The organism is Virgibacillus carmonensis (assembly GCF_057836705.1).
Window position 1 is genome coordinate 209952 of the sequence record NZ_JBYQFJ010000002.1, and the last position, 23120, is coordinate 233071.

At 39.0% G+C, this 23120-nt stretch carries 25 protein-coding genes and 2 riboswitches; of the genes, 10 read left to right on the plus strand and 15 right to left on the minus strand.

From position 1 onward, the window contains the following. Positions 1-123 precede the first annotated feature (123 nt). On the minus strand, positions 124-363 hold the full coding sequence (locus tag AC3G7N_RS02305) for a ferredoxin family protein (protein ID WP_489420520.1): 240 nt from the start codon (positions 361-363) through the stop codon (positions 124-126). A 72-nt stretch (positions 364-435) separates the two neighbouring features. Further along, on the minus strand, positions 436-747 hold the full coding sequence (locus AC3G7N_RS02310) for a CHY zinc finger protein (RefSeq protein WP_489420521.1): 312 nt from the start codon (positions 745-747) through the stop codon (positions 436-438). A 615-nt stretch (positions 748-1362) separates the two neighbouring features. Between AC3G7N_RS02310 and AC3G7N_RS02315 the strand changes: the two genes are divergently transcribed. From AC3G7N_RS02315 to AC3G7N_RS02335, 5 genes are all read left to right on the plus strand, one after another. Beyond that, the gene (locus AC3G7N_RS02315; RefSeq protein ID WP_489420522.1) at positions 1363-2217 is read left to right on the plus strand and encodes a CvfB family protein; all 855 of its coding nucleotides are present in this window, start codon (positions 1363-1365) and stop codon (positions 2215-2217) included. Positions 2218-2548: 331 nt separating this feature from the next. Next, a complete protein-coding gene (locus AC3G7N_RS02320; protein WP_489420523.1) occupies positions 2549-3370 on the plus strand; it encodes an amino acid ABC transporter substrate-binding protein in 822 nt (273 codons plus the stop codon). After that, positions 3357-4058 (plus strand): amino acid ABC transporter permease, encoded by a 702-nt coding sequence (locus AC3G7N_RS02325; protein WP_489420593.1) that lies wholly within the window; start codon positions 3357-3359, stop codon positions 4056-4058. The genes AC3G7N_RS02320 and AC3G7N_RS02325 overlap by 14 nt, the downstream gene beginning before the upstream one ends. Positions 4059-4067: 9 nt before the next feature. Continuing rightward, the gene (locus AC3G7N_RS02330; RefSeq protein WP_489420524.1) at positions 4068-4802 is read left to right on the plus strand and encodes an amino acid ABC transporter ATP-binding protein; all 735 of its coding nucleotides are present in this window, start codon (positions 4068-4070) and stop codon (positions 4800-4802) included. A gap of 74 nt (positions 4803-4876) precedes the next feature. Then, positions 4877-5467, plus strand: a complete 591-nt coding sequence (locus tag AC3G7N_RS02335; RefSeq protein WP_489420525.1) for a DNA-3-methyladenine glycosylase — start codon at positions 4877-4879, stop codon at positions 5465-5467. Between the two features lie 66 nt (positions 5468-5533). Here AC3G7N_RS02335 and AC3G7N_RS02340 read toward each other — a convergent pair whose 3' ends face one another. The 3 genes from AC3G7N_RS02340 to AC3G7N_RS02350 form a co-directional block, all read right to left on the minus strand. Then, on the minus strand, positions 5534-5734 hold the full coding sequence (locus tag AC3G7N_RS02340) for a hypothetical protein (protein ID WP_489420526.1): 201 nt from the start codon (positions 5732-5734) through the stop codon (positions 5534-5536). Between the two features lie 16 nt (positions 5735-5750). Continuing rightward, positions 5751-6872, minus strand: a complete 1122-nt coding sequence (locus AC3G7N_RS02345) for a glycerate kinase (protein ID WP_489420527.1) — start codon at positions 6870-6872, stop codon at positions 5751-5753. 272 nt (positions 6873-7144) lie between these two features. Next, positions 7145-7405: a DUF2164 domain-containing protein gene (locus tag AC3G7N_RS02350; protein WP_489420528.1), complete on the minus strand. Its 261-nt coding sequence runs from the start codon at positions 7403-7405 to the stop codon at positions 7145-7147. A 157-nt stretch (positions 7406-7562) separates the two neighbouring features. On the opposite strand from AC3G7N_RS02350, the gene AC3G7N_RS02355 reads away from it, so the two are divergent. Beyond that, a complete protein-coding gene (locus AC3G7N_RS02355; protein ID WP_489420529.1) occupies positions 7563-9260 on the plus strand; it encodes a M3 family oligoendopeptidase in 1698 nt (565 codons plus the stop codon). Between the two features lie 193 nt (positions 9261-9453). Here the strand turns inward: AC3G7N_RS02355 and AC3G7N_RS02360 are convergent, their stop codons facing one another. The 5 genes from AC3G7N_RS02360 to AC3G7N_RS02380 all read right to left on the minus strand — a co-directional run bounded on the left by AC3G7N_RS02360 (position 9454) and on the right by AC3G7N_RS02380 (position 13638). After that, entirely contained in the window at positions 9454-9651 is a 198-nt protein-coding gene (locus AC3G7N_RS02360; RefSeq protein WP_489420530.1) for a YwbE family protein, read from the minus strand. 53 nt (positions 9652-9704) lie between these two features. Next, positions 9705-10526: a MetQ/NlpA family ABC transporter substrate-binding protein gene (locus AC3G7N_RS02365; RefSeq protein WP_489420531.1), complete on the minus strand. Its 822-nt coding sequence runs from the start codon at positions 10524-10526 to the stop codon at positions 9705-9707. 16 nt (positions 10527-10542) lie between these two features. Continuing rightward, positions 10543-11208, minus strand: coding sequence for a methionine ABC transporter permease (locus AC3G7N_RS02370; protein ID WP_489420532.1), 666 nt, complete (start codon positions 11206-11208; stop codon positions 10543-10545). Then, positions 11198-12211 carry a methionine ABC transporter ATP-binding protein gene (locus tag AC3G7N_RS02375; protein ID WP_489420533.1) on the minus strand — a complete coding sequence of 338 codons (1014 nt, stop codon included), beginning with the start codon at positions 12209-12211 and terminating at the stop codon, positions 11198-11200. The genes AC3G7N_RS02370 and AC3G7N_RS02375 overlap by 11 nt, the downstream gene beginning before the upstream one ends. A 76-nt stretch (positions 12212-12287) precedes the next feature. Beyond that, positions 12288-12399, minus strand: a riboswitch (SAM riboswitch). A 60-nt stretch (positions 12400-12459) separates the two neighbouring features. Continuing rightward, positions 12460-13638 carry a pyridoxal phosphate-dependent aminotransferase gene (locus AC3G7N_RS02380; protein ID WP_489420534.1) on the minus strand — a complete coding sequence of 393 codons (1179 nt, stop codon included), beginning with the start codon at positions 13636-13638 and terminating at the stop codon, positions 12460-12462. 191 nt (positions 13639-13829) lie between these two features. Here AC3G7N_RS02380 and AC3G7N_RS02385 point away from each other — a divergent pair, with 191 nt between their 5' ends. Both AC3G7N_RS02385 and AC3G7N_RS02390 read left to right on the plus strand, forming a co-directional pair. Continuing rightward, entirely contained in the window at positions 13830-14615 is a 786-nt protein-coding gene (locus AC3G7N_RS02385) for a Cof-type HAD-IIB family hydrolase (RefSeq protein WP_489420535.1), read from the plus strand. Between the two features lie 174 nt (positions 14616-14789). Continuing rightward, entirely contained in the window at positions 14790-15251 is a 462-nt protein-coding gene (locus AC3G7N_RS02390) for a hypothetical protein (protein WP_489420594.1), read from the plus strand. 54 nt (positions 15252-15305) lie between these two features. On the opposite strand, the gene glpK is transcribed toward AC3G7N_RS02390, so the two are convergent. Next, entirely contained in the window at positions 15306-16799 is a 1494-nt protein-coding gene (glpK, locus tag AC3G7N_RS02395; RefSeq protein WP_489420536.1) for a glycerol kinase GlpK, read from the minus strand. Between the two features lie 13 nt (positions 16800-16812). Continuing rightward, a complete protein-coding gene (locus tag AC3G7N_RS02400; RefSeq protein ID WP_489420537.1) occupies positions 16813-17649 on the minus strand; it encodes an MIP/aquaporin family protein in 837 nt (278 codons plus the stop codon). 357 nt (positions 17650-18006) lie between these two features. Here AC3G7N_RS02400 and AC3G7N_RS02405 point away from each other — a divergent pair, with 357 nt between their 5' ends. Further along, positions 18007-18774: an ABC transporter ATP-binding protein gene (locus tag AC3G7N_RS02405; RefSeq protein ID WP_489420538.1), complete on the plus strand. Its 768-nt coding sequence runs from the start codon at positions 18007-18009 to the stop codon at positions 18772-18774. A 15-nt stretch (positions 18775-18789) separates the two neighbouring features. Further along, positions 18790-20643, plus strand: coding sequence for an FtsX-like permease family protein (locus tag AC3G7N_RS02410; RefSeq protein ID WP_489420539.1), 1854 nt, complete (start codon positions 18790-18792; stop codon positions 20641-20643). 52 nt (positions 20644-20695) lie between these two features. Here the strand turns inward: AC3G7N_RS02410 and AC3G7N_RS02415 are convergent, their stop codons facing one another. From AC3G7N_RS02415 to AC3G7N_RS02425, 3 genes are all read right to left on the minus strand, one after another. Beyond that, on the minus strand, positions 20696-21307 hold the full coding sequence (locus tag AC3G7N_RS02415) for a queuosine precursor transporter (RefSeq protein WP_489420540.1): 612 nt from the start codon (positions 21305-21307) through the stop codon (positions 20696-20698). Between the two features lie 62 nt (positions 21308-21369). Further along, entirely contained in the window at positions 21370-21867 is a 498-nt protein-coding gene (gene queF / locus AC3G7N_RS02420; RefSeq protein ID WP_489420541.1) for a preQ(1) synthase, read from the minus strand. A 77-nt stretch (positions 21868-21944) separates the two neighbouring features. After that, a riboswitch (PreQ1 riboswitch) is annotated at positions 21945-21992 on the minus strand. 96 nt (positions 21993-22088) lie between these two features. Continuing rightward, entirely contained in the window at positions 22089-22967 is an 879-nt protein-coding gene (locus AC3G7N_RS02425; RefSeq protein ID WP_489420542.1) for a chemotaxis protein, read from the minus strand. Positions 22968-23120: the final 153 nt, after the last annotated feature.

Genomic DNA, 23120 nt, shown 5'->3' on the forward strand with positions numbered 1-23120 from the left:
TTGTAGTTTGTAGAATGTATGCTGCAAGTTAAAATAAAAACAGCCACCAAATAGATGACTGTTCACTTTATCTTTCTATTATAATTCTATCATAAATTATAGATATTAGAAATTAGGGATTACCTATTTATTTGCAAAAAACGCCTCTGCTTTATCCAAAAACTTTTCCTGATCAGGCGCTAAGTCATATTCTTCCTCAATTGCATCGACTGGGCAAACTGCTTTACACGCACCACAATCAATACAAATGTCTGGGTCTATGTAAAATTGATCCTTGCCTTCTTCAATGCAATCCACAGGACATACACTGACACATTCTGCCGATTTTTCCGGGCCACATGGGTCCAATATTACAAAAGCCACAACTTTCCCTCCTTAAAAATCCTACCTGACTCTATTAAATAATAGAAAGGACACAAATTTCAAGTGCCCTGCTTATTTTTGAAAATATAAATGATAATGCAATGAACATCCAGGATTAAATGCAGCATAGCAAATTGGGCAAACTGAATCACAATCCAAATATTCCTGAATGGTAAGTTCTGTCCCACACGATCCACACAACACAGCAAACTGATCAAACCTGTAGCTGGGCCATACCTGCAAACTTCCACAACCATATTCATCGTGGCATTTGTAACAAGGATAATACTTTCCACAACAATAAAATTTTATCGCTATTCGATCTTGTTCCTTATGGTAATGCTTACAACGTGTTTCATTATCAATTGCACCGATAACGTTCATCGAAACCCCTCCATCTTTAGGATAAATTAGCATAGGTCATCTTTGCAACTTATAGAGGATATTCAAAAAGTCACCAAATGATAAGGAGACCACTGAAAAAGTTAAATATAGTACAAAATATATGGCTTCGAATATACTACGCGCACCTTAGGCGAGTGTCGAGTTTTTAACACACACACCTAGAGTCAAGTATGATGAACTTGACATTTATTAGTAAAAGTGTATAATAAAGTAGTTAGATTTTGTAATATATTAAAGTTAAGATATTTTGGCATTCTACGCAATATATTTTTTAGAACACTTATTCACACTGGCGCGACTAAGGGGTCGCAAGGACGTAAAAGCAGGTAGGGTTTACGTTGCTTAAGTTAGTGGAACAATTACCGCGGTAATGAAAGCAATGCACTTTCAATGGAAATTATTCTCCCTGTAAAAGAGGGATGGAAAATAAATCAAGACTTTTATGTTACGTTATGAATCGGAGGGGTACTCTTACTATGAGGGTGCCCCTTTTCCAATACATATACAAACACACGTATCTTTTCAGTGGCGTATGGACTCTACTGACCTGTGCAAAATAGAGAAAAGACAAGAAAACAGAAGGAAGGTAAAATGATGAGCGACTTAACTATTGGGACAATTCAAAGCTTGAATGTACTTCGAAAAATTGATACCGGATATGTATTGCATAAAGACATGTCAGAAGTACTGTTACACCACAACGAAACCTCAGAAGAATTAGAAGAAAATCAAGAAATTGACGTTTTTTTATATACCGACAAAAAGGGCCAGATAATTGCAACAGCAAAGCTTCCAACTATAGAGCGGGATGTATTTGGTTGGGCAGAGGTTGTTGAGGTCGTTAAAAACCTTGGCGTTTTCGTTAACATTGGGACAACAAAAGAAATGCTTGTATCTACAGACGATTTACCTTTGTATGAGGCTGTTTGGCCTGTAGTTGGAGACAAGCTGTACGTTACACTCGGTACCGATCGAAAAGGACGCCTGCTTGCACTTCCTGGGTCAGAGGGAATCCTTGAAATTGAATGTGTAGACGCACCTGTAGAAGTATTAAATCAAACATTAAACGGACGTGTTTATCGAACAAGTAGAGAAGGTACAGTTATTCTCACGGAAGAAAACTATCGCGGATTTATTCACCACACCGAACGAAAGACGGAACCACGACTCGGCGAATGGGTCGCAGCCCGTGTCATTGAAGTGAAAGCAGACGCTAGCCTAAACATGTCACTGCGTCCATTGAAACAACACAGCATGATTGATGATGCAGATGCTGTCCTTTTTCAGCTGGAGGAAAATAATGGTGTCATTCCATTCAGCGATAAAAGCGATCCAGACGATATTTCAGGAACATTTAACATAAGTAAATCAGCTTTCAAACGCGCTCTAGGCAAGTTAATGAAAGAAGGAAAAATCGAACAAACTGATGGCAAGACTTACCTTAAATAGTAATCTCGCAACACCTGTCTAAGTGCAGGTGTTTTTATTTTGACTTTATTCTTACATACGAAACCCGTCACTTTAGCGAGTGAGTTTATCAGGATTTTTTTAATTTTATCAGGATTTCCAATCATTTATCGGGATAATTTAAATTTTATCAGGTTTTTTCAACTATTCGACCTCTTCAATCATCCCACACATTGAATAGTTATCACTGACCTGTTGCATAGTACTAAAACGTAAGCTTCAACTCTTGACTATTTATAGCCTATAAATTAAGATGTTAAAGGCATTAATTCATATAAGTGTACTTGGAATTAACATAAAGGAGGAAATAATCATGAAAAAAGGAATCTTAAGCACGTTTATTGCACTAATCTTTATCCTTTTTCTTGCTGCTTGTGGCTCAAATGAAGAAAATACGGGCAATGGTGACAGCAGTTCAGAATCAGATAGCAAAAATTTGTATGAAAGCATCCAGGAGAAAGGTGAAATTCTTATCGGAACAGAAGGTACCTATCCACCGTTTACTTTCCATAATGAAGAAGGCGACCTTACCGGTTTTGACGTAGAAATTGCTCGCGAGATGGCCGATCGTATTGGCGTAGAAGCTGTTTTTAAAGAAACAAAGTGGGATTCCATGTTTGCAGGATTAAATTCAGAGCGTTTTGATGTAATTGCGAACCAAGTTGGTATGACACCAGAACGTTTGGAAAAATATGCGTTCTCAGATCCATACATTCAATCATCTGCAGTACTTGTAACACATAAGGACAACACTGAAATTAAAAGCTTTGAAGATATTAAAGGCGTCGCGTCTGCACAATCATTAACCAGTAACTATGCAGATATCGCAAAAAAATATGGTGCCGATATAACTTCTGTTGATGGGTTTAAAGAGGCAATGCAACTGATCTCATCTAAACGTGTCAAAGCAACAATTAATGATCGTTTATCTGTTTTAGACTTTTTGAACACACAAAAAGATGCACCAGTTAAAATTGTTGACCGCGCAGATGATGCATCCCAAAATGCACTTGCATTCCGTAAGGGCAGTGACGAATTGATTAAGGCTGTCAATAAGGCACTGGCTGACATGAAAGAAGATGGCACTTACCTAGAAATTTCGAAAAAATGGTTTGGCGAAGATGTATCTAAATAATATTTTCACAAGTCCAGAAATGCAACAGGAATACCTAGATATCTTTATAAGCTCCCTTTGGCCTTTGATCCAGGGAGCTTTAATCTATACTATTCCGTTAGCCTTAATCACATTTGTTATTGGACTCATTCTAGCTGTATTAACTGCACTAGCACGCTTGTCAGGCATCAAACCGTTAGAATGGATTGCCCGTTTTTATGTCTCCATTTTAAGAGGAACGCCTCTACTTGTGCAATTATTTATTATATTTTTCGGTTTGCCAAGTATCGGTATTACCATTGATTCCTTTACTGCTGCAATCATAGGATTTTCTTTAAGCGTTGGGGCATATGGTTCTGAAATCATCCGTGCAGCCCTTTTGTCTATTCCAAAAGGGCAGTGGGAGGCTGGGTTTTCTATCAGCATGACGTATACGCAGGCATTACGACGCGTCATTTTGCCACAGGCAACCCGTGTTTCTATACCACCGTTATCCAATTCGTTTATTAGCCTGGTAAAAGATACATCGCTTGCGTCTACGATAATCGTGGCGGAAATGTTTCGCAAAGCACAGGAAATCGCTGCCCAAAACTATGAATTTTTGCTTGTCTATTCAGAAGCAGCGCTAATTTATTGGGTGATATGTATGGTTCTCTCTTTTGCCCAAGGACGAATCGAACGAAAATTAGATCGCTATATCGCAAAATAGGAGGTTATCATGTTATCTGTTACTGATTTACACATTCAATTTGGCGAACTGGAGGTACTAAAAGGACTTGATTTAAGCCTTGAAAAAGGAAAAGTCATTGTCATGATTGGTCCTTCAGGGTCAGGGAAAACTACTTTTCTTCGCTGCTTAAATGCATTAGAAACACCGAATAAAGGAATTATCACGATCAACAATAAAAAGGTAGATTTTCAGACCAACACGAAAAAAAGAGAAATACGAGAATTGCGGAAACAGACAGGTATGGTTTTTCAAACACACAACCTATTTCCTCATTTCACTGCTACGGAAAACGTGATGGAAGGACTCGTTACGGTTAAAAAAATGAAAAAAGGCCAAGCACGAAAAATAGCCCATGAACTTTTGACTAAAGTAGGACTAGGTGAAAAAATTGACGTGTATCCTTACCAACTATCAGGTGGACAACAACAACGTGTCGGAATTGCGCGTGCACTAGCAATGGATCCACAGCTTATTTTATTCGACGAACCTACATCTGCACTAGACCCAGAGCTAGTTGGTGAGGTTCTAAAGGTCATGCAGGATTTGGCTGAAGAAGGTATGACCATGGTAGTTGTCAGTCATGAAATGAAATTTGCTAAAGAAGCGGCTGATGAGGTACTATTCATGGATGACGGTGTAATTATAGAACGAGGAAAACCAAACGACATATTCGATAACCCAAAACAAGATAGAACGAAGCAATTTTTAAACAAACTGCAATAATAGGCTGACTATAGGTTAGCCTTTTTTTGCGGAATTATATGATATGATACACTCATACAAAAAGGGAGGATAACATGTTCTCACCACTTGCTAAAGAATTTTATCACCAACCAACACTTGACCTTGCAAAAGCACTACTCGGATGCATACTTATCAAAGAAACACCAGAAGGTACAGCATCTGGTATTATAGTGGAAACAGAGGCATACATGGGACCAGATGACCGAGCAGCACACAGCTTTGGCAATCGGCGCACCAAACGTACCGAGATTATGTTTGGCGAACCTGGTAACACGTATACGTATTCCATGCATACACATTGCCTTGTTAACGTAGTCAGTGGCGTGGTCGATCGACCTGAAGCAATACTGATTAGAGCGGTTGAACCAGTTACGGGGCATGAATTAATGGCTGAAAGAAGGCCAAAAGCAAAGAATCAATGCCAATGGACAAATGGGCCAGGAAAGTTAACTAAAGCACTTGGTATCACCATGTCTGACTATGGTCATCCACTAGATAAAGCTCCACTTCAAATTACGGAAGGGCAGCAGATAGATGAGGCGTACATTACAGCTGGACCACGAATCGGTATTCATAATTCTGGTGAAGCTGTAAATTATCCTTGGCGTTTCTATGTAAAAGGAAACAAATTTATCTCAAAATAAAGGTGAGACTAGGCTGAATGGTGTTAGTCGCACCGTTAAGCCTTTCTATTTACAAGCTTATTTTAACTATTGGTTATTCATTTCCTCATATGCTTCTAAAAAATGCGCGTATGTTGCCTTTCCGAATCGCTCTTCGTTTTCACCAAAAAATTCCTCATACGTTTGATCCCGCGCTTCATCAAGCGAGCATCCTTGTGTATTCATTCGTAACTTAAAATAGGATCGGAAATAGTCCTTACTTAATGTTGCACCATTTTTAATGACCATACCTACTCCCCCCTTTTCAAATTGCCAGCATAAAGTGAATGACTGATTTTGTCTGGTCAAAAAGTAATTCCTCAGCGTTCTCGATACTTGCTTCAAGTGTTAATGGTCTGTTAATAATAGAAAAACAACCAATGAATTGGCTCCGTAATGCATCTAAATCACCAGATAAGCTACCACAAATTAATACAATTGGTACACCATAATTTTGTGCCAGCATGGCTACATAACCTGGTGCTTTACCAGAAAGTGTCTGTTCATCCCCTTGTCCTTCACCAGTCAATACTAAATCTGCGAACTTAACTGATTCATCCAAGTGCCCAGCATCAGCTATCAGCTTTGCCCCAGAAACAAGTTGGCCACCTAAAACGAACAAGGCAAATCCAACTCCCCCTGCAGCTCCCACTCCAGCCCTATCCATCACCCGTTGTTCCATCTCTTTCTCAATAAGCCTGCCATACTTGTACATTGCTTGATCATATTGAATAATTTGTTCATTAGTCGCGCCTTTTTGTGGTCCATATATGAAGCTGGCTCCATTTTCTCCACACAATGGATTATCTACATCACATCCAACTTTAATGTCAATAGATGCGAGCCTTTTATCCACTTCAGCAAAACTAACCTTTTCAATCCTGCATAAATCCTGTCCTAATCCTTCCACTGCATTTCCATTAGCATCCCAGGCTTTCATGCCAAGCGCTAGCAGCAGACCTAGTCCACCATCGTTTGTTGCACTTCCTCCTAGCCCGAGAATAATAGACGTACATCCTCGTTCAAGTGCAGCAAGTATTACCTCACCAACACCTCTTGACGTGGTAAAATCAGGATTACGTTGATCGGCCGGAACCATTGTTAACCCCGCAATATTTGCATATTCAATAATTGCAGTTTTTCCATTTACTATTCCATACGATGTACGACCTATCTCTCCAAGGGGACCTGTACAGCTTACCGAAATTCGCTCTCCACCAGACGAAGCAAGTAAGGCGTCCAATGTACCTTCACCACCATCAGCCATTGGTTTCATGACTACCTCACTGTGAGGTGCGACGGACAATACTGCATTCCGCATCACTTCCGCCACCTGTGATGAGGACATACTTCCTTTATATGAGTCTGGTGCGATAACAATTTTCATAACAAATTTTTTCTCCTTCAATTGATAACTAGTATTTTCTAAACAGGGAAACGAAATATGTATTTCCTTACAAAACAGGAAACCACTCAGTATATTGGGTGGTTTCCACTCTTATTACTATACTTTTATAATATTGAAATAATCCAGCCAATTACTACAATAGCACCAACAACCATTAAAATTGTTCGAAGCATGTCAATCATCCTTTCATTTGGCAGTAACCTATATGCATATATTATAAATTACCCAGACTTGATGATTTATAAACCACACTATTCTTGTATGTTAAATTTCGTGATTTTATGCTGTTTTTGAATTTCAAATAAATCATCTAACTTGTTGGACATATATGCATGACAATCTTCTACCCCAATGTTATAAAATAATGGCGCAAGCTCCTCAATGAAAAAATCCACGATTAATAGAGAGGCTAGATTTCCTATGTCCTCTCCACGTTCCTTTTCAAAGTATCTCTTAATTATATCACTCATGTCATCCTTCTGTTCTTTTGTTAACTGGAATTTTGGTTTCATTGCAATCACCTTTCATAAAAAAATCATGTATCATATGTAAAAAAACGATTATCTACATTATAACAAAAGTATCCTAAATTACATTTCTAAACAGCCTCAAAAAGCAGGAATCCCATCTTTTTTGTCGAATAAGAAAACGTATACGAGGAGGGTCTCTATGCAGACATTTGAAAACTATACATACGAACGTCCAAATCTAGAAAAAGAAAAAAGTGCGTTCGCTGATTTGCTTAACACCTTTAAAAACGCTTCTACAACCGAGGAAGCAAACGATGCAATCAACGGAATTAACAAATTCCGCAACAGATTATCAACACTTTTCAACCTTGTTTATATCCGAGCATCCATTGATACAAACGATGCGTTTTATCAAAAAGAACGTGAATTCTTTGATGACATTGAGCCAGAAATCAAATCATTAAATACAGATTTTTACAAAGAATTAGTTGCATCCACTTATCGCGAGGATCTGGAAAAACAATGGGGCGAGCAACTATTCGAAATAGCAGACTTCGAAATTAAGTCATTTGACCCTAAAGTGATCAAGCTGCTGCAAAAAGAAAATAAGTTAACATCTGAGTACTCGAAGCTAGTTGCTTCAGCTGAAGTTGCTTTCCAAGGAAAAACGTTAACACTCGCACAGCTTGGACCATATGCACAGGACAAGGATCGTGAGACACGTAAAAAGGCAACTGAAGCGAGCTCAGGTTTTTTTGCACAGCATTCCGATAAATTTGATGACATTTACGATCAACTTGTGAAAACACGCCATGAAATCGCAACCACACTCGGTTATAAAAACTTTGTGGAACTTGGGTATATCCGCATGCTTCGTATCGATTATAATGCAGAGATGGTTACTATTTTCCGTAAACAAGTTAAAGATTCGATCGTACCTCTTGTAACCAAGCTATATGAAAAACAAGCTGTACGAATTGGCGTGGATTCCTTAAAAAACTATGATGAATCATTCAAATTTGAGTCCGGAAATGCTAATCCTAAAGGCACGCCTGAATGGATTATTGAAAATGGCAAGAAAATGTATGAAGAATTGTCGCCAGAAACGAATGAATTCTTCCATTATATGCTGGATCGTAATTTAATGGATCTTGAAGCAAAAAAAGGAAAAGAAGCTGGTGGATACTGCACATTTATTGATGATTACCAGTCACCATTTATTTTTGCAAATTTTAATGGAACATCCGGTGATATAGATGTTCTGACACACGAAGCCGGTCATGCATTCCAGGTTTATGAGAGCCGGCATATTGGTATCCCTGAATACGGATTTCCGACGCATGAAGCAGCAGAAATTCACTCGATGAGCATGGAATTTTTCACATGGCCATGGATGGAATTATTCTTCCAAGATGATACCGAGAAGTATAAATACTCCCATTTGGCAGACGGTTTACAGTTTTTACCATATGGCGTCGCGGTAGATGAATTCCAACATCTTGTTTATGAAAATCCCGAATGGACTCCAGAAGACCGAAACCAAGCATGGAAGAAGCTTGAAAAAACCTATTTGCCACACCGTGATTATGATGGAAATGACTATCTAGAATCAGGAAGGTTTTGGCAACGTCAAGGTCATATTTACGATGTACCGTTTTATTACATTGACTACACACTCGCTCAAATTTGTGCTTTCCAGTTCTGGAAACGCGCACAAGAAGATCACAAGGAAGCGTGGAATGACTACATTAAACTTTGTCAGCTAGGTGGACAAAAAGCATTTTTAGGGCTGGTTGAATCAGCCAACCTACGATCACCGTTTACAGAAGGAACGGTTGAATCTGTAGTAGACACGATTGAAGAGTGGCTTGATTCAGTAGATGATCAGTCACTATAAGAAAAGCTCAGGGCGCCTTGAAAGACACGACAAGCATAAGCAGAGCGGCGCAGTGTGGATGGGTTTCCTCGCGCAGAAGCGAACTGCTTATGTCTCGAGGGTCTAGGTGCTGAAGCTAGACAGATTTTCGTTTATACTTTCTTTACTATAAAAAAATAACCGCTACCTCCTTATATCAGAGGTTAGCGGTTATTTACTTCCCATTACTTACGCGACCAACTTGCCCATCCTCAAGACGAACCTTGATGCCGTGTGGATGATAGGATGACTTCGTCAATAAATCTTTTACAACGCCATGGGTCAGTTGACCAGTACGTTGGTCTTTTTTCAATACAATATCAACCTCAAGTCCAGGTTGTACCTGTTCCCGATATCTTCCATCTATTGTCATGTCAAACTATCCTCTCTGTTTAAAGCTATTCACATTATACATGACAGAATCAATTACTTCATCCACTCTGGTTTGCCAAATCCTTTAAACTCTTCATCGATTATTTTTTCGAACTCCGGAGATTCAATTACCTCTTTAATATCCTTTGCCCATTCTGTTTCTAAATCTTTTGTATTAACAACCACTCGGTTGCGGTAGTCATCAGGCATATTTTCTAGGACCAAGGCATCCAATAAATCTAGATCTGCTGCTAGCGCATAATTTCCTGGGACTGCAGCCAAATCTTCACTCTCCACTGTTCGTGGCAGTTGTCCAGCTTCCACTTGTTGGAATGTTAGATTTTTCGGGTTATCCACCACGTCATCAACCGTCGCACGTAATGGATCAATATCATCCTTAATCGTAACAAGACCTGCATCCTGTAACATAATCAATGTTCTAGCTAAATTTGTTGGATCATTCGCAATCGTAATTGTGCTTCCGTCTTCTATGTCCTCTAACGAATCAAATTTAGTAGAATACACACCCATTGGAGCTGTTGGAACAATTTTTATCTCAGACAAATCCATGCCATGCTCTTTCTCAAATGCTTCGTAATATATCTTATGCTGAAATAAGTTCGCATCCAAATCTCCGTTATCCAAAGCTTTGTTTGGTTGAATGTAATCACTGAACTCAACATTTTTAACTGTATATCCTTTTTCCTCAAGTAATGGCTTTAATGCTGTAGTTACCATGTCACTGTAAGGGCCAACCGTTGCACCAAATGTAATTGTCTTGTCATCTTTTGATTCACCAGATGCCCCTCCAGAACCACAAGACGTCAGCACCAATAAAATAACTAACGTAAAAATTAGACCTAATCCCTTTTTCATAGTAAAATCCTCCTTATTATCGTTTATTAACTGCTCTTGCAATGAAATCACCAGTGTATTGAATAACTTGCACCAGCACAATCAATACAATTACAGTCGTGTACATCACCATATCATCGTAGCGGTAATAGCCATATCGAATCGCTAGATCACCAATACCACCGCCACCGATTGTGCCTGCCATTGCGGAATACCCGATTAAACTGATCGTCGTAATCGTTAATCCACTAATAATTCCAGGCTTAGCTTCAGGTAGAATAATATCTTTAATAATCATCCACGGCGAAGCGCCAACAGAAATTGCCGCTTCAATCACACCTTTATCAATTTCACGCGCAGCAGACTCCACTATTCTTGCAAAAAATGGGATAGCAGCAACTGATAATGGGACTGCAGCAGCGGTGGGTCCAATTGTCGTACCTAATATGTAGTTCGTAAAAGGCAATAAGAAAACTAGTAAAATAATAAATGGTACCGAACGAATTAGATTGGTCACTACCCCAGCGATGCTTTTTACCACTTTATTTTCCAAAAATAGCCCTCGATCTGTGACATACAATACTATTCCAAGTGGTAGTCCGATTACGATAGCAATCACTAACGCTACACCAACCATGTACAACGTTTGAAAGAATGCCAAATTAAGTTCTGGCAAAATATCGATTAGACGACTAAACTCCATGCTGAATCACCTCCACCTGTTTCACGCGATTCATCAGATAAGTAATTGCTTTTTCCACTTCATCTCTATCACCATTTAACTCCATGACAAAAATTCCGAGCGGCGCATCCTGAATGTATTCAACTTTTCCATGTAAAATGTTTCCGCTAACCCGATATCCTTGAAGCATATCAGATACAATTGCTTCTTTTGCGAGCTCTCCTCGAAATTGAAGCTTAATCAATGTACCTTTACATCTTGCTAACAATTTATCAGGTAATGAAAATTGCAGTACAGTTTGAATAAACTTTTTCGTTAGCCCTTCTTTTGGATCGGAAAAAATATCATAAACAGCACCTTCCTCAACAATCCTCCCATCCTGCATTACGGCACATCGGTGACAAATTTCTTTGACAACTTCCATCTCATGTGTGATCACGACTATCGTGATACCGAGCTCTACATTAATCTGTTTCAATAATGCCAGAATGGACTTTGTTGTACTAGGATCAAGCGCTGATGTGGCCTCATCACACAACAGTACTTTCGGATTATTTGCAAGAGCTCTTGCGATACTAACGCGTTGCTTTTGCCCCCCGCTTAACTGCGCTGGATAATGATTGATCTTGTCGGTTAAACCTACTAAATCCAACAACTCTACTACTCTATCTTTTCGGGCATCTTTACTCAGCCCAGCTGCCTTTAACGCAAACGCAACATTTTCAAACACCGTTTTAGAAGCGACTAAATAGAAACCTTGAAATATCATGCCGATTGATTGTCGTGCTGTTCGTAACGCTTTCGGAGGCAAGGCTAGTAGATTAACCCCATCAACCAAGACGCTTCCTGATGTAGGGCGTTCCAAAATATTCATACAGCGAAGCAACGTACTTTTTCCAGCACCACTATAGCCAACAATCCCGTATACCTCCCCCTTTTTCACTTGCAGTGATACACGGTCAACCCCGATAATTTTCTCATGTTTCGTTTGATAAACCTTTTCAATATCTTGAAGTTCAATCATCGCTTACCCCCCTCTCCCTCTCAAGAACACAAAAACCCTCTTCCAAAATGAAAGAGGGAGTTGAGTTTGTATTCAATCCTTATCTTTCAGAATGGTAAACTATCATTCTGCAGGAAATAGCACCACTCCAAAACGGAAGGTTGCTGTGACATCAATGGGCCTAGTCCCTCCGTCACTCTGGATAAGATATGTAGTTGTAAAATTTTAATAAGACTAATCATATAGCCGTTTTTCATATTTGTCAATAATTATTTTCGGAAAAGATTTAATTTTCCGATTCTACGTACCGCTTCCGACAGTCGATTTTCATCAGCTAACAATCCTATCCGCACATATCCTTCTCCTGCCGGGCCAAAGCCATTTCCAGGTGCTGTAACAACATGTGCTTTTTCTAGTAGCAAGTCTGCAAATTCTTCTGAGGTATAGCCCTCTGGAACTGGTAACCAAGCGAAAAATGTTCCGTTTGGCGCCTCAACCTTCCAGCCGATTTCATTTAGCTTTTCGATAAAGCAATTTCGGCGTTCTTCGTATGTCGACACTAATTTTTGTACCGCTTCCTGGTCACTGTTCAGTGCAGTCGCTGCAGCTTGTTGAATCCCACCAAACAAGCTAACGTGAACATGATCCTGGATTAAATTTATGCTTTCAATTACTGACTTATTCCCAACGGCAAACGCAACACGCCAGCCAGCCATATTATATGTTTTCGATAAGGTGTACATCTCGATTCCAATGTCCTTTGCCCCTTCTGACTGCAAGAAACTTTGTGGCTTCTGCCCATCAAACCCAATCGCACCATACGCAAAGTCATGCAACACACAGATACCATGTTTTTTTGCAACCTCAACAGTTTCATCGAAGAATTCCTTTGTAGCAGTCGCTGACGTCGGGTTATTTGGATAATTTAAAAACATTAATTTCGCTCTGTCCAATGCGTCATCTCGAATCTGGCCATAATCAGGTAAAAAATTATGATCCTCAAGTAATGGCATCATTTCCGTTTTTGCATCTGCAAGTGCAATACCTGACATATAATCCGGGTAACCTGGATCAGGTAACAATGCCGTATCACCTGGATTTAGCAGGCATTGGCTCAGCTCAACAAGGCCGGATTTAGCCCCAAACATGATGGCCACCTCCGTTTCTGGATCGACCTCAACCCCATATTCCCTTTTGTAAAAGTCAGCCATCGCTTGTTTAGCATACCCGAAACCCTGAAACGGTGAATATTTATGATTGATTGGATCTTCTGCAGCATTTTGTAATGACTCAACAATATGATCGGGTGAAGGTAAATCTGGATTTCCCTGCCCCAAGTTAATCACGTCGTGTCCCTCGTTTTGCAGTTGCTGCACTTTTTTTACAAGCTTCGCAAAAAATTGCTCTGGCAAACGTTTCAATGCCTCAGACTGTTCAAACCTATGCAAATCTCTCACTCCCCAATTCTGATAATTGCTACTAATAATAGCCTCTGATTAGTGGTTTGTAAAGGAAGAAAAATGCAACACCATCTCACATATCTTTCTAATGATAATACAACCAATATATCCACATTTTAGATAAAAGTGGACTATTATGGTACTATTACAAGATAATAAAAAAGGTAAGGAGATCAACAATGACATACAACACACTATTTTTAGATATAGATGGGACTATTTTGCGACCTGATCATACTGTTATGGACTCTACAAAAAATGCAATCGAACAAGTTAAAAAACAGGGTATGGAAGTCTTTCTTTCCACAGGGCGCCCACTCCATGAAATTTACGATTTGGCTGAAGAACTATCGATTGATTCTTTTATTGGATATAACGGTGCATTTGCGATCTATCAAAATGAAACAGTAGTAGATGAACCGATGGATACCAGTACCGTTGAACATTTCCTGGAGACAGCTGACAAACACGACCATGAAATTGTCGTCTATACAAGCGAAAAGAATTATTACTCAGCACCTGATTCACGCGCTACAAAGGCATTTATTAATGCATTTCTTCTAAAGGAAAATGATCAAATAACGCCAGATATAAAAAATGACATTTTAAGTATGACATTGATTAATATCGACGATGATGATCTTGCCCTTTATTCCATAGATGAAAATTTGTATCTATCACCAGTGAATGTCGGCGGAATTAATAATTGCTTTGATGTCATTCGAAAAAACGTCAACAAAGGTGAAGCAATCAAAACTGTCCTTAAAAAGTTGGGCCGTAGAAAAGAAGATGCGATTGCATTCGGTGATGGCATGAATGACAAAGAAATGCTTCAAACCGTCGGGGAGGGTTTTGCCATGGGTAACGCCCACCCAGACTTGTTTGCCTATGCAAAAAAACGTACAACAACCGTATCCAATTCAGGAATTTATAACGGATTAAAAACGCTTGGATTAGTGGAATAAAGTTGATCGTAATCGTAAGGAAGTTGATCGTCTCCGACTGAGAGTTGATCGTAATCGTAAAAAAGTCGCTCGTCCTCGGCCGAGAGTTGATCGTAAACGATCGTCTCCATTTTATGAAACCGAGATATAAGGCTATACTAACTACAAGTCAAATCAATGGTAAACGGAGGAATTATGCTAACTTTTGAAGAAAAACTATCTATCATTAACAATTTTCCCGAACTGGAACGAAAAGATATATCAATGGGACGGGTAAATTTTCATTACGAAGAGAGCGCTTTGGATAAAAAAATCGTCGTTCAACACTTACATCCAAATGGCAACGGTTTTGTATATACTAAAAATGTAGGCAATTTTGAAACAGATAATAAAGGGATGACCAATGTCCGTGATTACTCGGAAAGTGAATTGATTGACGTTATCCAACAAGCTATCAAGTCCCTTTCACCGGAAGCAAATGCTGAGGAAATTCCGGATGAGGAGCACTGGTTAAATGCGAATGAACAGACTTTATTACTTGTCTATGAAGACGGATTGTGGAACGTATACGCAGGACAAAATCTTGATGGATCTTTTCATTCCTATAAACAGGCCACACAGTTTTTAGATGAAGAAGGTTTTAACAAAGAATTTTAACAAAAACTGGGCCAAATTAGCCCAGTTTTTTTTTGTAGTGAATGATAATAGGGTTTACTTAAAAACTCTAGTTGCTTCAACCGCCTTTTTCCATCCTTCATAAAGTTCATTACTTTTTCCCTCATCTAATTCATTTGTAAACGTACGGTCATTTTTCCACTGTGAAGCGATTTCTTCTTTACTTTCCCAGTACCCAACAGCAAGTCCTGCTAAGTACGCTGCACCGAGCGCCGTTGTTTCTTGTACAACGGGACGTTCAACTGGAACTCCAAGAATATCACTCTGGAATTGCATAAGGAAGTTATTTTTAACTGCTCCCCCATCAACTCGCAATGTTTTTAAATCAATACCTGAATCCGCAATCATTGCATCCAGCACATCTTTCGTTTGATAAGCAAGCGATTCTAACGTTGCGCGAATAAAATGTTCCTTCGTTGTTCCACGGGTTAATCCAAAGACCGCACCACGTGCATCACTATCCCAGTATGGTGTACCTAGTCCAACAAAAGCAGGTACCACATATACACCATCTGTCGATTTCACCTTCAACGCATAATCTTCGCTTTCTGGCGTGTTTTTAATAATCCTTAACCCATCACGAAGCCATTGAATTGCTGAACCGGATACAAAAATACTACCTTCCAGTGCATACTCTACTTTGCCATCAACACCCCAAGCCAATGTGGTCAACAAACCATTATCAGATGCTACACCTTTTTCGCCTGTATTCATTAACATGAAGCCGCCTGTACCATACGTGTTTTTTGCCATACCTTTCTCAAAACAAGCTTGACCAAACAATGCTGCCTGTTGATCTCCAGCTATACCCGAAATCGGAACCGCGTGGCCAAAGAAATGATAATCTACCGTTTCGCCGTATACTTCGGAAGATTGACGTACTTCTGGCAACATACTTTTTGGAACCGTTAAGATGTCGAGCAATTCATCATCCCATTTTAGATCGTAAATATTAAACATCAGCGTTCGAGACGCATTCGAGTACTCTGTAATATGTTTTTTTCCACCAGTTAGCTTATGAACAAGCCATGTGTCCATCGTTCCAAATAATAAATCTCCATTATCGGCTTTTTCTCTAGCGCCTTCTACGTTATCAAGTATCCATTTTACTTTTGTACCTGAAAAATACGGATCAAGTAACAGACCTGTTTTTTCTCTAAATAAATCATTATAACCCTGCTCCCGAAGTTTCTTACAAATATCTTCAGTTTGACGTGATTGCCACACAATCGCCTTGTATATTGGTTTTCCGGTATGTTTATCCCATACAACCGTAGTTTCACGCTGATTGGTAATACCAATGCCAGCAATTTGGTCTGGTTCTATATCAGCTTTGCGCAATACTTCCGCGATACATGCAAGGACAGATGTCCATATTTCGTTGGCATCGTGTTCGACCCAGCCTGGCTTTGGAAAAAATTGCTCAAATTCCTTTTGCGCTGTTTCAACGATTTCCCCATCATGATTAAATAAAATTGCACGTGAACTAGTTGTACCTTGATCTAATGATAAAATAAATTGATTACTCATCGTAACCTCTCCCTTAACTTATTTTTTCTTCAAATTGATCAGCAACTGTTTCCTTCTTCTTAAGCTCAGAGCTTGCAGCACCAACTACTATTACTGCCATTACGACACTTAATAACCAGAATGCTACAGAATACTCAGCAATAAATATTGCCTTATAAAACAACGCACCATATATACCACCAAGAATTGGCCCTACTACAGGAATCCAAGCGTACTTCCAATCTGATCCACCTTTACCTGGGATTGGAAGAATCGCATGCGCAATCCTCGGACCCAGGTCACGCGCAGGATTAATCGCGTAACCAGTTGTTCCACCCAGCGACATTCCAATTGCGATGATCAATGCACCAACAATAATTGGATTTAAACCCTCTGTAAATTCATTCGCACCGATAAACATAAGCCCCATTACAAGAACAAATGTACCGATGATTTCACTAACTAAGTTTGAAAAAGGACTCCTGATAGCAGGGTCTGTAGCAAACACACCTAGCTTTGCTGCTTGATCTTTTGTTTCCTTCCAATGTGGCAAATAATTTAAAAAGACAATACCAGCACCAATAATGGCGCCAATGATTTGCGCACTAATATACATTGGCACTTTGGACCAAGGGAACTCACCAGCTGCCGCAAAGCCTAACGTTACAGCAGGATTAATATGTGCACCTGTAAAACTACCAACTGCATAAACACCCATTGTGACAGCAAGACCCCACCCAATCGTAATAACGATCCAACCAGAATCTTCCGCTTTCGATTTCTTTAAAACTACGCCACCAACAACACCAGCACCAAAGATAATAAGTATCATTGTACCAATTAATTCGGCTAAAAACTCGGACTCTGACATACTAGCACTCCTTTTAAGTATATGTTTCCCCATTTGCTACTACAAGTAAATCCTAAAATAAAAAGACCCACACTCAAATAGTGCACTTTACATACGAAAGCACCATTGTAAGTGTGGGTCTCCTAATCTCAGGCCACGAAAATTAACTTGTACATATAATTTATCGTAAATTGAAAACGCTGTCAATCTATTTATATTATTATTGCTAAAATAGGTATATGTACACACCCCTGTTCATTTAGCAACATCAGTGTCTATACCTTACAAAACTGTAAGCTTCTCGTAAGGAAAACACATAGGAAACTTCCCTCAAGATAGATAAACTGGCAATAGATCAATTTACAGGAGGTAATAAAAATGAGTAACACAGTTGTAAACGTAAAAAACGTTCGTAAAACGTTCGGCAAGAAAAGTGAAAACCAGTTTCACGCATTAAACGGTGTTTCATTTGATATACAAGCAGGAGAATTTGTAGGAATTATGGGGCCTTCGGGTGCTGGTAAAACTACACTCTTAAATGTTGTTTCCACACTAGATAAACCAACAGGCGGTACAATTGAAATAGCTGGAACTGGCATTACTACCATGAAACAAGCACAGCTCGCAGACTTTCGTTCCGAACAATTAGGTTTTATTTTTCAAGACTTCAATTTACTCGAAAACCTCACCATCTATGAAAATATTGCTCTTCCATTATCACTGCAAGGCGTTAAGTCGAAAAAGATTAAACCAAGTGTAATGAAGGTAGCAGAAAAACTAGGCATCCAAACTATTTTGGATAAATATCCAATTACCGTTTCGGGTGGACAAAAGCAACGGGCAGCCGCAGCTCGAGCATTGGTGCATGAACCTGCCATTATTTTGGCGGATGAACCAACTGGAGCACTTGATTCGAAAAATGCCAAAGACTTAATGAAAGCAATGGTGCATTTAAATACAAACCATGATGTCTCTATTATGTTAGTTACCCATGACCCACTTAGTGCAAGCTATTGTGAGCGTATTTTATTCATTCAGGATGGATCGTTATATAAAGAAATTAGACGTGCTGGAAATAGAAATGAATTTCATCAGGAGATTCTTCACGTACTTGCTGAATTCGCTTCCCCACATGATATAGAATAGAAAGGAGATTATCACATGTTACTAAAATTATCATTTGCCAGTATGCAAAAAATGTTTAAAGACTATTTAGTCCTGTTGTTTGGACTAACGATTTCCATTTCAATTTTTTATATGTTTGAGACACTTGCACAAAACGAGGCATTTCTTGAAGCAAACTCAATGATCGCTTCCATTATGTTTATTTTTCACGTAGGAAGCTTTATTTTAGCTGCCATTACACTATTTTATATATTTTATGCCACCTCATTTATGCTTTCGATGCGACAAAAAGAAATGGGAATGTACATGACACTTGGTGCCAAAAAGCATAAAGTGACACAACTCATGTTTTTTGAAACCTTTTTTATCGGAATTATTTCTTTGATCATTGGATTAGTCATTGGGATTGGTCTAGCACAGGGTATTGCAACATTAATCATGAACCAATTAGACTTTTCAGGAGAAAGATTTCAAGCCTTTTATCTATCATCTATTGTTACAACGGTAATTTTTTATGTAGCATTATTCCTCTTGACATCGATTGTAAACGCAGTGAAGATAGCTAGAAAATCTGTGTTAGATCTACTTCATGCGGGCCAGAAACACGATAGCGTAAAAGTAAAAGGTGGCTTGACGATTATTGGTGTGATCTTTGCCATCATTCTTATCGGCGTCGGCTATTATGCCATGATTAATATAGACAAGCTCATGCAATTTGGGGTAATTTTAGCAGCAATCACCATTACAATTGGAACTTATTTGATGTTCATTTCACTACTACCTTTTCTAATGAAGAAACTAAAAGTAATTCGGCGGCTAAATGAAAAAGGGATTAACTCCTTCACATTTGCACAATTACGGTTTCGAATTAACGCGTTAACAAAGGTCCTTGGTACCGTAGCGATGCTTGTAGCACTTGGACTTGGCGCCATGGCTGCAGGGCTATCTTTTTACAATAATGTCGAACTTCAGGCGTCGATGTTCCATGCAAGTGACGTAGCGATTCACCAGCCAACGGAAACAGATATGAAACTAGTAAGTGAAATGGAAACTGTGGAGGAAAAAGCCTATCATTACAAAATCGATGATGGGAGTGTATATTTCCTGAAGAAGGATTTAGTAGAGCACCCGCCTTTAATCAAACAGTTTAACTCAAAATCAATGGAATTACCTGAGGCAAAGCGGATATCAACCCCGATTCCAAAAGAAAAATACGTTCTTGGTGGACTTAAAGGAATAAATTCAATTCCTGAACCCTGGGCAACAGCATTATTAACGGAGCTACGAGCGAATTATCAGATGTTCGGCGAGCGTGCCATTTTTATTTATAATCAAGAAAACTATCAAAAGTTATCGATGGATGAAACAAAGGTCTTAAATGTACGTGTTGAGGATTTTACAGATGCTATCCCGCAAATAAAAGAAATAGAAAAGCGTCAACAAAAACTAGCGGGAATGCAGGATGAGTTGCAAGGTTCAGGGAGTAAACTAGCGAATTATCTCGTTTTCAAAAGCATTGCTAGTGGCACAATTTTTATGGGGTTTTTCCTTGGAGTTGCCTTTCTCATGATGATGGCAAGTGTGCTCATGTTTAAGCTCTTATCAAGCGCTACAGCAGATACCCATCGATACAGTATGCTACGAAAAATTGGTGTGCGCAAATCTCTTTTAGTCAGGTCTATTTATAAGGAGTTATTCCTTATATTCTTGTTCCCGGCTTTGGTTGGATTAGTACACGTATTAGTAGGTATGCAAATGTTTTCGTTTATTTTGGTCGAACCGTACACCAAAATCTGGCTTCCAATCAGTTTTTTCATCGTAATCTATGGAATCTATTATTGGTTAACTGTACAGATGTATAAACGGATTGTATTGCCGAAAGAAATATAAAATTAAAAGTACAACGTTACGTTAGTATAACGTTGTACTTTATTGGTTGGACTTACATACTTTTTTCAGGCCGTTTAGCCATTTTAACCAACAAATAGGCAAAAGGAGTATCGACTATGGCAATACAAAGTTTAAAAACATATTGCGTGGCTATCATACCTAACAAAATATTTGTAGGGACAATTCCCCAAAATGCAATTGTGATAAATAGAGTAGTATCGACCAGCTGACTTGTCATCGTTGATAGATTGTTCCGCAACCAAAGTTTCCTGTCACCATGTTTCGCCTTCAACCGATGGAAAATGGTGACATCTAAGTTTTGACTAGCAATGTACGAAATAAGACTTGCCACTATCACTCTAAAACTACCGCCCAAAATGGTTTCAAACTCAGATTGTGACTCGAAAATGGGTGCGGCCGGAAGCTGAATCGCGATATAGATAAATACCAACGCAACGACTTGTGTAAAAAAACCAGCATGAACGGTTTTTCTTGCAGCATCTGCTCCATATACTTCCCCAATAACATCTGTAACTAAATAGGTTGCCACATAGACAACTACCGCTGCTGGTAATATAAATTCTCCGATACTGAATAATTTGACTCCTAAAATATTGGAAATAAGTAAAAGTCCAACAAACAATGCATTTAGATAAACAAACATAAGATCCTCTTCCTTTTTGTGTCAGGAAGGATCAAAGCAACCCTCATAAGAAATAGTGGTAACTAACGATTGTCTATCTTCTCAGGATAGAGATCATGATTCAACATTCGGTGTTCTGCCATTTGCTCAAACTTAGTGCCTGACTTTCCATAATTACAATAAGGGTCAATGGAAATGCCACCCCGTGGTGTGAATTTACCCCATACTTCAATATAACGCGGATCCATCAGTTCTATTAAATCATTCATGATAATGTTCATACTGTCTTCATGAAAATCACCATGATTTCTGAAACTAAACAAATAGAGCTTTAAAGACTTGCTTTCCACCATTTTTATATCAGGTATATAGCTGATATAAACTGCACCAAAATCCGGCTGTCCCGTTTTTGGACATAATGTTGTGAATTCAGGGCAATTAAGTTTTACAAAGTAATCTCTTTTTGGGTGTTTATTCTCAAATGCTTCCAAAACCTCTGGTGTGTAGTCAAATTGATAAGTTGTTCCCTGACTGCCTAAAAGCGTTAAATCTGTTAAGTCCGCGTCTTTTCTTCCTTTCATATATGTACCTCCTCGTCTATTCGTTTAAGCGTAAAAAAAACCATGGCCTAGGGCACATGGTTTTGAAATAACATCATCTGTCCTTAGTTTTTTATAGAGGGTTAATAGCTAAGAACCTCTCCCGTAATTTAACGGATATGATAATCTCCATTACACTCGACTTATTATATAAACGAAAAGAAAAGATGTCAACTTTATTTTTTGAAAAACTCCAGGTGGTGCTAGGTATTTTTACCAGTTTTCCCATTCACTTCTCTCCACGTTCGGACTAGTCCTTCTACAATTGGGCCAATGACCTCCGTGTCCGTGTTGTATTTACTATGTGAAAGCGGCGTCCAGCTAGTTATCCATCCACCAGCATTCACCTCGACATCCTTCGTTATGGCGGCTTCGTAATAATCGTTTAATCCTTTTAATGGAAATGACAATGCATCATCTTTGTCATAAAAGTTTATCCATTCACCCTGCACATGAGCGTAAATTTTATCTAAACCAGGAGAGGGCACGTGAATCGGCATACCAAAGTCAGGATATCGCATCGACCATAATGCTAGCGGGCTACCCATTGTATAGAATAGTGCTAACGTCTGGGCTTTTTCGATGGGTGTGTCAGACTTAATCTTCCTTGTCTTCGGTCCAATATTTTCCTGTTTAAATTGCAAGTCATAGAAATAGTTACTCGCGACCACCGAACCTAAACTATGGCTCACAATGCACAGTGGTGCGTATTGCCCAGCTTTCTGCTTCAAGTTTCGAATCGATTCTGCTAAGAAGGCATTCACACGATCATAATTTTGGCTCCCTTGCTTTGTTGGTTGGTATGCGACAGCATCTGCCAAAAATTCCACAACAAAGCGACGTAGCAGCAGGTAGTCTAAATCCGTATTTTTTTGCAGGCGTTTTAATAGTTTCTTTTCTTCCTTCTCAAAAACCGATGACCAAAATACCGCTTCAAAAACAATTTCCTTGCTCGCATCTGCATCATTAATGCCTAACTTTCCAGCGAATCCTTCTCTGATTTTCTGTATCATTTCTTCCGCAAAATCTACATCTGGTGTTCCTGCCCCATGCAAAAAAGCAACCGCAATTTTTTGTGTCACACTCACACCTCCAAGATTGATCTACCTATTAATAATGGTACCTTTTTATGGATGATACGTTAAGGTGAATTTGACCTATTCTTGTGGTATTAGGCAAAAGTCGGGCACTTACCTAATTTCTTCCGCATACGATAGAAATAAAGGTTAAATGTG